At 72.7% G+C, this 10,269-nt stretch carries 8 protein-coding genes and 1 pseudogene; 7 read left to right on the top strand and 2 right to left on the bottom strand.

The window, feature by feature from the left end:
* Positions 1–68 precede the first annotated feature (68 nt).
* A complete protein-coding gene (locus AC792_RS07600) occupies positions 69–1,175 on the bottom strand; it encodes a branched-chain amino acid aminotransferase (RefSeq protein ID WP_049829949.1) in 1,107 nt (368 codons plus the stop codon).
* A gap of 91 nt (positions 1,176–1,266) precedes the next feature.
* Positions 1,267–2,322, bottom strand: coding sequence for a 3-isopropylmalate dehydrogenase (locus AC792_RS07595; protein ID WP_049829948.1), 1,056 nt, complete (start codon positions 2,320–2,322; stop codon positions 1,267–1,269).
* Positions 2,323–2,433: 111 nt separating this feature from the next.
* Here AC792_RS07595 and AC792_RS07590 point away from each other — a divergent pair, with 111 nt between their 5' ends.
* The 7 genes and pseudogenes from AC792_RS07590 to AC792_RS07560 all read left to right on the top strand — a co-directional run bounded on the left by AC792_RS07590 (position 2,434) and on the right by AC792_RS07560 (position 10,255).
* Positions 2,434–3,639: a sensor histidine kinase gene (locus AC792_RS07590; RefSeq protein WP_049829947.1), complete on the top strand. Its 1,206-nt coding sequence runs from the start codon at positions 2,434–2,436 to the stop codon at positions 3,637–3,639.
* Between the two features lie 183 nt (positions 3,640–3,822).
* Positions 3,823–4,451, top strand: a pseudogene (locus AC792_RS07585) (LuxR C-terminal-related transcriptional regulator).
* Between the two features lie 100 nt (positions 4,452–4,551).
* The gene (locus AC792_RS07580) at positions 4,552–5,337 is read left to right on the top strand and encodes an ABC transporter ATP-binding protein (RefSeq protein ID WP_049829946.1); all 786 of its coding nucleotides are present in this window, start codon (positions 4,552–4,554) and stop codon (positions 5,335–5,337) included.
* Positions 5,312–5,689: a hypothetical protein gene (locus tag AC792_RS17735; protein WP_049829945.1), complete on the top strand. Its 378-nt coding sequence runs from the start codon at positions 5,312–5,314 to the stop codon at positions 5,687–5,689. Before AC792_RS07580 ends, AC792_RS17735 begins: the two co-directional genes overlap by 26 nt.
* Complete coding sequence (locus tag AC792_RS07570; protein ID WP_049829944.1) at positions 5,614–7,914, top strand: ABC transporter permease; 2,301 nt, start codon at positions 5,614–5,616, stop codon at positions 7,912–7,914. Before AC792_RS17735 ends, AC792_RS07570 begins: the two co-directional genes overlap by 76 nt.
* Positions 7,915–7,998: 84 nt before the next feature.
* Positions 7,999–9,684: a sensor histidine kinase gene (locus tag AC792_RS07565; RefSeq protein WP_152916086.1), complete on the top strand. Its 1,686-nt coding sequence runs from the start codon at positions 7,999–8,001 to the stop codon at positions 9,682–9,684.
* A 31-nt stretch (positions 9,685–9,715) separates the two neighbouring features.
* Positions 9,716–10,255 (top strand): hypothetical protein, encoded by a 540-nt coding sequence (locus AC792_RS07560; RefSeq protein WP_049829942.1) that lies wholly within the window; start codon positions 9,716–9,718, stop codon positions 10,253–10,255.
* Positions 10,256–10,269 lie beyond the last annotated feature (14 nt).

Below are 10,269 nucleotides of genomic sequence, written 5' to 3'. Positions count from 1 at the left end.
CCGGGGCGCTCGGGCCCGTACGCCCTGGCGCCCCGCCCGAGGGACTGCGGTCGGGGGATCGCTCGGGGTCAGACCAGGCGGGTGAGCCAGCCGTGGGTGTCCTCCACGACGCCGGTCTGGATCCCCAGCAGCTCGGTGCGGATGGACATCGTGACCTCCCCCGCGGCGGAGTCCGGGGCACCGATGAACTCGTCGCCGTCGCGCAGCCGGCCGATCGGGGTGATCACCGCGGCCGTGCCGCACGCGAACACCTCGGTGATCTCCCCGGAGGCCACACCCCCGCGCCACTCCTCGAGCGTGATCGTCCGCTCGGTCACGGTGAGCCCGCGATCCCGGCCCAACTGGATGATCGAGGAGCGCGTGACACCCTCGAGGATCGTCCCGGAGAGCGCCGGGGTGACCAGGGAGCCGTCGCGGAACACGAAGAACACGTTCATCCCGCCGAGTTCCTCCACCGCGTTGTCATTGGCCTGGTCCAGGAACAGGACCTGCTTGCACCCGTGGGCCTCCGCCTCGAGCTGGGCCGCCAGCGAGGAGGCGTAGTTCCCCCCGGCCTTCGCCGCACCGGTACCGCCGCGACCTGCGCGCGCGTAGTTCCGGGACACCCAGATGTCCACCGGGCGCACCTCACCGCCGAAGTAGTTCCCGGCGGGCGAGGCGATCACCCGGTAGGAGACCTCGCGCGCGGGGCGGACGCCGAGGAAGGCCTCGGTGGCGATCATGAAGGGGCGCAGGTACAGGCTCTCGCCGTCACCGGAGGGGATCCAGTCGACGTCGACGCCGACCAGCTGGCGCAGGGACTCCAGGAACAGCTCCTCCGGGAGCTGCGGCAGCGCGAGGCGGACCGCGGACCGGTTGAGCCGGGCCGCGTTGGCGTCGGCGCGGAACGTCCACACCGATCCGTCGGCATGGCGGTACGCCTTCATGCCCTCGAAGATCTCCTGACCGTAGTGCAGGACGGCGGCCGCCGGGTCCAAGGCGATCGGACCGTACGGTTCCAGCCGCGCGCCATACCAACCACCCTCGCCGGACTCGTCAGCACGGAAGTCCACGATCGCGGTGTGGTCGGTGAAGAAATTACCGAACCCCGGGTTCGCCAGCATGGCCTGGCGCTCCGCGACCGGCGTCGGCCGCGTGGTCAGCTGCTGCGTGAAACTCGGGTCGGTGGGTGTCATGGTTCCTCCGTGCTGGAACGGACTGCAGCAGAGCCGCCGCGGCCCGTCGGTGGTCAGTGCGCCGGCACTGGGTTAGCGATGTGTAACCACCTTAGGACACGGCGGCGGCGATGGCATCGCCGACGGCGGCGGTGGACCGGGCCCCGGTGCGCGCGGCGATGTCCGCCTCCACCGCCTGCTCGATCCGCTGTGCGTGCCGGTCATGACCCAGGTGGCGTAGGAGGAGCGCCGCGGAGAGGATCGCGGCCGTGGGATCGGCGATCTGCTGCCCGGCGATGTCCGGTGCTGAGCCGTGCACGGGCTCGAACATCGAGGGCGCCGTCCGCTCCATGTTGAGATTGGCGGAGGCCGCCAGGCCGATCCCGCCGGACACGGCCGCGGCGAGATCGGTGACGATGTCCCCGAAGAGGTTGTCCGTCACGATCACGTCGAAGCGTGAGGGGTCGGTGACGAGGAAGATCATCGCGGCGTCGACGTGCAGGTAGTCGTGGGTGACCTCGGGGAACTCCGCGGCGACGGTCTCGACCGTGCGCTTCCACAGGTGCCCCGCATGGACGAGCACGTTGTGCTTGTGGACCAGGGTCAGCTTCTTCCGGCTGCGGGCGGCGGCACGGGCAAAGGCGTCGCGGACCACGCGCTCCACCCCGTAGGCGGTGTTGAGGGACACCTCCGTGGCCACCTCCTGAGGCGTGCCGCCCCGCAGCGTGCCGCCGTTGCCCGTGTAGGGCCCCTCGGTCCCCTCGCGGACCACCACGAAGTCGATCTCACCCGGGGCCCCGAGGGGGCTCGGTACCCCCGGGTACAGCTTGGAGGGGCGCAGGTTCACGAAGTGGTCGAGGGAGAAGCGCAGCTTGAGCAGGAACTCGCGCTCGATCAGGCCCGAGGGGATCCGGGTGTCCCCGGGCGCCGCGCCGACCGCCCCGAAGAGGATGGCGTCGTGGCGCCGCAGCTCGGCGAGGGTTGCATCCGGCAGCGTCTCCCCCGTGGCGAGCCAGTGCTCGGCCCCGAGCCGGTACTCCGTGAGGGCGAGCTCGACGTCGTCGCCCACCACGGCGTGCAGCACCTTGACCGCCTCGGCGGTGACCTCGGGGCCGATCCCGTCCCCGGGGATGACGGCGAGATCGATGCGGTGCGGGGCAGCAGTCATGGCTCCAGCGTAAGAAAGTGCCGGGAGCGCTCACAATCGGTCCGCAGGGTGAGACGGGTCAGCCCCTGGTAGGACGCCGCCGCCGCGCTCCGAGTCCTAGAGTGGGGGCTCATGGACCTCCATCATCGGATCGCGCGCTGGGTGCGTACGCACCCGCGGGCGATCGACACGGCGCTGGTGCTGGTGATCCTGCTGCCCCTGGTGCTGGTCTCCGCCGTCGACCGCGATCCGGACGGCCTCCGGATCGCGCTCCGGTCCGCCGTCCTCGTCGTCCCGCTGATCTGGCGCCGGTCCCACGTGGTGCTCTCCGCGGCCGCCGTCGCGACGATGTGCATGGGACAGCTGGTGCTGGGGGTGGCGCCGGTACCCACCCAGTTCGTCGTCCTGATCACCGTCTACACCCTGGCTGCCTACGGACCCCGGTGGGCGAGCGTGACGGGTCTGGCGCTGGCCGCCGTCGGCCTGGCTGCCGGGCTGGCCCGTTTCGGGGACCCCGTGGGCGTGACCACCGGTGGGTCCGTGCTGGAGCGGGTCCCCCTGTTCCTCGTCCTGCTGTTCCTCGTCGAGTCGGTGGTTCTCCTCGCCTGGACGCTCGGGGACCTGGCCCGATCACGGCGGAGGACCCTGCAGGCGCTCGAGGATCGCGCCCGGCGCCTCGAGATCGAGCGGCAGCAGGAACGCGACCTCGCGGCGGCGGACGAACGCAGCCACATCGCGCGCGAGATGCACGACATCGTGGCGCACTCCCTCTCGGTGATCATCACCCAGGCCGACGGCGCGCGGTACGCGAGCGCCCGGTCCCCCGAGCTCGCGGTCCGGACGCTGGGCACGATCGCCGACACGGGCCGCGGTTCGCTGCGGGAGATGAGGCGCCTGCTCGGGGTGCTGCGCGGCGACGAGACCGTCTCCACGCGCCCGCTTCCCACGCTCGACGACGTCGACGCGCTCATCCAGTCCGTCCGGCGCTCCGGTGTCCGGATCGCCTGTCGGCGCATCGGTGCACCCAGGCGCCGGCTGCCGCTCGGTGCGGAGCTGACCGCGTACCGCGTGATCCAGGAGTCGCTGACCAACGTGCTCAAGCACGCCGGGGCGTACAGCACCACCGAGGTCACCCTGGACCACGGCGCGCGCGGACTGACCATCACGGTCGACGACGACGGCCGCGGCGCCTCCCCCGACCCCGGCACCAGGGGGGCGGGGCAGGGTGTCGCGGGGATGACGGAGCGCGTGCGACTCTACGACGGCACGGTCCGGGCGGCGCCGCGGGCCGGGGGCGGGTACCGGGGGGAGGCGTTCATCCCCTACACGGAGGCCTAGCACCACCCGGTCCTGCTCGTATCCGCGACCGGGTCCCACAGCACACCACCGAGGAGAAGAGGATCCATGGACATCGACCCCGCAGCGAGGACGGGACGGGCCACGGCGGACCCGCACGAACCAGTGCGGCCCGGCCGGGTGGTCATCGTCGACGACCAGCCCCTGGTGCGCAGCGGTTTCGCGATGCTCGTCAGCAGGCAACCGGACCTCGCGGTGGTCGCCGAGGCGTCCGCGGCGACGAGGCGGTGCGGGCGCTCGCGAGGACGTCCGCCGACGTCGTCATGATGGACGTGCGAATGCCCCGCATGGACGGCATCGAGGCCACGCGCCGGATCCTGGCGCACCACGGCGCCGCGGGGAGCGGCGGGCCCGCGCCGAGGATCGTGGTGCTGACCACCTTCGACCTCGACGAGTACGCGCTGTCCGCGATCAACGCCGGTGCCAGCGGGTTCCTGCTCAAGGACGCGCCGCCGGAGGAGCTGCTCGAGGCCATCCGCACCGTGCACCGCGGCGACGCGGTGATCGCCCCGTCCACCACGCGCCGGCTCCTCGACCACGTGGCGCCGCTCCTGCGCAGCCCCTCGGCCGCGCAGGATGCGGCGGCTGCCGCCGTCGCCCGCCTGACCGCCCGTGAGCGGGAGGTCTTCGAGCTGATCGCCCAGGGCCTGTCCAACCCGGAGATCGCGGGACGGTTGTTCCTCTCGGAGGCCACGGTGAAGACCCACGTGGGCCACATCCTCGCGAAGCTGGAGGCCCGCGACCGCGTCCAGGCCGTGGTGCTCGCCTATGCCACGGGCGTGGTCCGCCCCTGACGACGCAGGGCCCGGCTCATCCCGGGGTATGAGAGATCCCCGGGCAGGACGGGCCCCCCCTCCGACCCGGTGGCCCCGCCCCGATCCCTCCCGTGGGCCCATGACCACCTCCACGAATCTCCCGGGCCCCTCCGCCGGGTCCCCGCCATCGCCTCCGGCCCCCTCGGGAGCCGTCGCCGCGCACGCCGTCTCCAAGAGCTACGGACGGGGCGAGACCACCGTGCAGGCCCTCCGGAACGTGAGCGTCGAGGTGGACCGCGAGCGCTTCACCGCCATCATGGGGCCCTCCGGCTCTGGGAAGTCCACCCTGATGCACTGCCTCGCCGGCCTGGACGGCATCGACTCCGGGCGGCTCTGGCTGGGCGGCACCGAGATCACCTCCCTGCCCGACGCCGAGCTGACCCGGTTGCGGCGCGAGCGGGTGGGGTTCGTCTTCCAGGCCTTCAACCTCGTGCCCACCCTCACCGCCGAGCAGAACATCACGCTGCCCGTGGCGCTCGCCGGCGGCACGGTGGACCGGACATGGCTGCAGCAGGTCACCGCCTCGCTGGGGTTGACCGACCGGCTCTCGCACCGCCCCCACGAACTCTCCGGCGGGCAGCAGCAGCGGGTCGCCGTCGCGCGGGCGCTGCTGACCCGACCGGACGTGATCTTCGGTGACGAGCCCACCGGCAACCTCGACTCCGCCACCGGGGCGGAGGTGCTCTCCCTGCTGCGCAGAAGCAGCCGGGAGATGGGGCAGAGCATCATCATGGTCACCCACGACCCCGTGGCGGCCTCCTACGCGGACCGGGTGCTCCTCATGGAGGACGGTTCCCTCGTGGGCGAGCTCGAGCGGTCCACGCCGGAGGAGATCCTCGGTGCCCTCGCGAAGCTGGGGGCGTGACGTGCTGCAGGTGGCTCTCGCCCAGGTGCGCACCAACGCCCGCCGGTTCGTCGCCGTGGGACTCGCCGTGATCCTCGGCGTGTCCTTCCTCTCGGCGCCCCTCATGGCCGGCTCGACCACCACCGCGAGCCTCACCCGCAGTGTCGGGGCCTCCTCCGCCGCCGCCGATCTCGTGGTGACGAACCAGTACGGCTGGGTGCCCCCGGGGGTGGGGGGCGACCTCGGGGGGGGGGAAGGGGGGGGGTCCGTCCACGGGTTCGAACGGGGGTACACGCGGTGGTCACCGGCGCGGGGCCCGCCAGCGCGGTGCTGCCCGCGACGGCTCCCGCCTCCCTGGAGACCGCCGACGTGATCGAGGGTTCCTACCCGTCGATGCCGGACGAGGTGGCACTCGACGTCGCCTCCGCGGACCGCCTCGACGTCTCCGTCGGGGACACCGTGGCGGTCGACAGCGCCGGCGGGTCCCCCCCGCTGGGCGAAGCGCTCACCGTGACCGGTCTCCTCGCACCGAGCTCCGACCCCACGGTCGCCGGGACCGTGCAGGTCCTCGCCTCGCCCGCGGTGCTGCGCGAGACGACCGGCGGTGAGGCCTACCCCGCCAACGTCCAGGTGCACCTCGCACCGGGTGCCGATGCGGATGCGGTGCGCGCGGCCATCGGGGAGATCGTGTCCACCGTCGAGTCCCCCACCGGAGGGGAGGTGACCGTGCGCACCCCCGCCGAGCAGACGGTCGTGGACGTCGCCGCCCTCTCCTCGGGCACCGACGTGCTCACCGGGATCCTGCTGGCCTTCGCGGTGGGGGCGGCGCTGGTGGCCGGCCTCGTCCTCTCGGACACGTTCTCCGTGCTCGTGGCCCAGCGCACACGTGAGCTCGCCCTGCTGCGCTGCATCGGTGCCGAACGTCGGCAGATCCGGGCGTCGGTGCTCGTGGAGGCGGCGATCGTCGGACTCGTGTCCGCCGTCCTCGGCGTCCTCCTCGCCCCCGGGGTGATGGCGGTGCTCGTGATGATCGCCCAGCGGACCGAGCTCGGTTCGTTCGCCGTGCTCTCGGTACCCCCGTCCGCGATCCTCGTCGGGGTGCTGGTGGGCGTCCTGATGACCGTGCTGGCGGCCCTCGTCCCGGCGCGTGCCGCCACCCGGGTGGCGCCGCTCGCCGCCCTGCGGCCGAGCGATCCGGTGCCGGGACGGGGCAGGAGCGGGCTCCTCCGGCTGGTCCCCGGGCTCATCGCGCTGCTGGCGGGTACCGGCCTGCTGCGGTCCGGGGCGCTCGGCGCCTCCCTCCTCCCGGGGGTGGCCGGCGGCGTCCTGTCCTTCCTCGGCGTCGTGCTCCTGGCCCCGTTCTTCGTCCCGGCGAGCGTGGCCCTGGTGGGCCGGATCGCCCGCCCGCTCGGGGTGCCCGGCGTCCTCGCCTCGGTCAACGCCGTGCGCAACCCGGCCCGCACGACGTCGTCCTCGGCCGCCCTCATGGTGGGTGTCACCCTCGTGACCATGATGATGGTGGGTGCGGCGACCGCCCGCACCACCTTCGACGCCGAGCTGGACGAGAACTACGCCGTGGACCTGCAGGTCGCAGCGCTGGGCGCCGAGGTCCCCGGATCGGCAGGAACCGGGCCCGACGACGTCGCGGGCGTGTCCGCCCTGCTCCGGGTGGACGGCGTCGAGAGCGCCGTCGAGCTGACGCCCGCCCTCCTCACGGACGAGGACGGCGGGGCGCAGCCGGTCTACTCCGTGGATCCGCAGGAGCTCGCCGGTGTCCTCCGGGCCGAGGACGCCGCCCTGACCGACGACATGGTGCTCGCCCCGCAGTCCTGGGAGCAGCGGGAGGTCACCCTCGACACGCGGGACGGGCCGGTGACCCTGCCGGTCACGGCTACCGATTCCGTCTTCTTCGTGCCCCTGGTCTCCACCGCCACGGCGGAGCGGCTCGGTGCCGCCCCGGATGCCCTGGAGGCGTACGGCGGGGAGGAGTCCGTGGCCGCCGGAGCGCTGGAGGGCGTGGCGGCCACCACCCTCGACGCGTACCTGGGGACCACGGTGTGGCTCAGGCTCGACGACGGGCTGGACGCCGACGCCGTCACCGGCGTGCAGTCCCGGATCGTGGCCGCCACCGGACTCGAGCAGTACCAGGTGCAGGGTGCCGCCACCGAACGCGCGGCCTACAACCAGATCATCGACGTGATGCTGCTGATCGTCACCGCACTGCTGGCCGTGGCCGTGCTGATCGCCCTGATCGGGGTGGCGAACACGCTCTCCCTCTCCGTCCTGGAACGGCGGCGCGAGAACTCGCTGCTGCGGGCCCTGGGGCTGACCCGGGGCCAGCTGCGCGGCATGCTCGCGGTCGAGGCCGTGCTGATCGCCGGTGTGGCAGCCCTGCTCGGCTCCCTGCTGGGTGCCGTCTACGGGGGGGCGGGGGCGCGATCGGCGCTGGGCGGGGTCACGGCCGTGGTACCGGCGGTGCCGTTCGGTCAGCTCGGGTTGGTGCTCGCGGTGGCCGTGGTGGCGGGACTGCTCGCCTCGGTGCTGCCTGCCGGGCGCGCGGCGCGGCCCCCCCCCGGGGCGGGGCTGGCCACGGACTGACGACGGCGGGTCGTGCCGTCGGTCCCGCACCGGCGTCGACCGCCTATATTGGGGAGCAGTGCAGCGGGAGATCGGGAGGGCGCCGTGGTGCAGCAGGAAGCAGCGCCGGGAAGCGGTGGGGACGTGGCGGTGGTCGCCTCGCCGTCGGACGGGGACTGCAGGGCGCTTGCCGCCGTCCTCACCTCCGGTGGACTCGCCGCGGACGCCGTCACCTCCGTGGAGCTGCTCCTCGAGCGGATCCTCCGTGTGAGACCGCACGTGCTCCTCGTGGACCTGGACATGGCACTGGAGTACGCGGGCTCCCTCACGGGGATCGTCTCCGAGCACCCCTGGCTCCGGGCCCTACCCGTGATCCTCCTACTCCCGGCGGACGGCACGGTCCCGGCCCGGCTGGAGCCGTACGTCTCGGACATCCTCTTCCGCCCGGTGCGGCCCACCGAGCTCCTGCAGCGGACCCGCACCCTGATCTCCCGCCGTCGGGAACGCCAGGAGCACCGCGAGTCCACCGCCCGTCTCCGGGAGCACATGCGGCGCATCTCGGCCCGCGTACGGTCCACCAACGATCCGGACGTCATGGTCGACCAGTTCCTTCCGGACCTCGGGGCCGCGCTCGGGGCGGACCACCTCGCACTCCAGGTCTTCGAGGACGACCGCGTGGCCGCCCGCAGCAGCAGCTGGACGAAGGAGGCGGCATCGCGTGGTGCGACGCCCGGCGCCCCGCTGGACCAGGACGCCGCCCTCGCGCTCGCCCTCACCCTGTGGAAGCAGTCCTCCACCGCGGATTTCGGTGGGGACAGCCCCGGGACCGCGACGGCTCGGACACCGGTGCCGGAAGGGCTGAGGACCGGCGCCGGGGAGGACTGGGGCGTCGGCGGGGTGGTGGCCGCGCTCGGGGAGGGGGACACGCCGTTCGGCCTCCTGTGGATCGTCGGCGATGCCGGGGACCTCGGGTGGTCCGGTGCCATGAACGGCCTGACCCAGCACGTGCTCGGCAACCTCGCCCACGGCCTGATCCAGGCGCAGCTGATCTCCCGGCAGCACGAGGCGGTGCGGAGACTGCGCGCCCTCAACGTGGCGAAGAGCGACTTCGTGGGCACGGTCAACCACCAGCTGCGCACGCCGCTGGCATCGATCACCGGCTACATCGAGATGATCAACGACGGACTCGGTGGTGAGCTGCCACCCGCCGCGAGCACCATGCTACAGGCCGTGGAACGCAACACGGCCAGGCTGAGCGAGCTGATCGAGAACATCTCCGCGCTGTCCTCCGAGGAGCCCGATCCCTCCGACCACGGCCCGGTGGATCTCGTGCACCTGATCTCGGAGGTCACGGGCCGGGCCGTGCTGGAGGCCTCCGCCGGCGGGATCGGCCTCGACCGCGAGCTGCCCGACCACGCCGTCACCGTCTCCGGCCACCGGGCCCAGCTCGCCACGGCCCTGGGGGTGGTGCTGTCCAACGCCATCAAGTTCACGCAGGAGCGCGGCCGGGTCTTCGTGGGGCTGCACCTGGGACCGGGGGACGGGCGCGCCGTCGTGGAGGTGCGGGACACGGGGATCGGCATCCCCGCCGAGGACCTCCCCCACCTGTTCGACTCCTTCCACCGGGCGTCGAACGCCGATCGTGCGCTGCCCGGCGCCGGCGTGGGCCTGTCCGTCGCGAAGCGGACGATCGAGGCGCACCACGGCAGCATCACCATCGATTCCACCCTGGGTACCGGGACGTCCGTGGCCATCGCGCTACCGTTGCTCGATCACGCTCACGTAGGCTGACAAGCCCGTCACCTCCTGGAAGGAACCCTCCATGCAGCACGCCGAGAACGGCATCGCGCTGAGTCAGCTCGACCTGGACACCGTTCTGCCCTACCTGGACCTGCACCTCATGGGTGCCACCAACGGTGTCCGCCTGTTCGACGCCGCCGCGAGATCCTGGGCCGGGACGCCGTTCGAGCCGGTGTTCGAACGGCTGCGGCAGGACATCCACGAGGAACGCGAGTACCTCAAGCGCATGATCCGCGCCCTGGGGCACCGACCCAACGTCGTGAAGATGACGGTGGCCCGGCTGCTGACGATGGTCTCGGAGTGGAACCCGCTCAACCCGGGGCGGCGTCAGGCCACCGCCGGCGCCCAGCTCGAGCTCGAGGCCCTGCAGTCCCTCCTCAAGGTCAAGGAGGGCATGTGGGCCACCCTGCACGCCCTCTCCCTGCACAGCACGGCGGTGGCCGGGGAACCGGTCCTGAACCACTCGGTCATCGAACAGCTCCTCGCGTCCTCCCGGGAACAGCAGCAGACCGTGGCCCGGGTGATGACGGAGACCGCCTCCGGCCGCTTCCTCCGGGCCTGACCTGCAGCATCGAG

Source organism: Arthrobacter sp. RIT-PI-e (genome assembly GCF_001187915.1).
In the GTDB taxonomy this organism is placed as follows: domain Bacteria; phylum Actinomycetota; class Actinomycetes; order Actinomycetales; family Micrococcaceae; genus Arthrobacter_D.
Note: the sequence above shows the minus strand (reverse complement) of the source record. Positions and strands in the feature narration are given on the sequence as shown.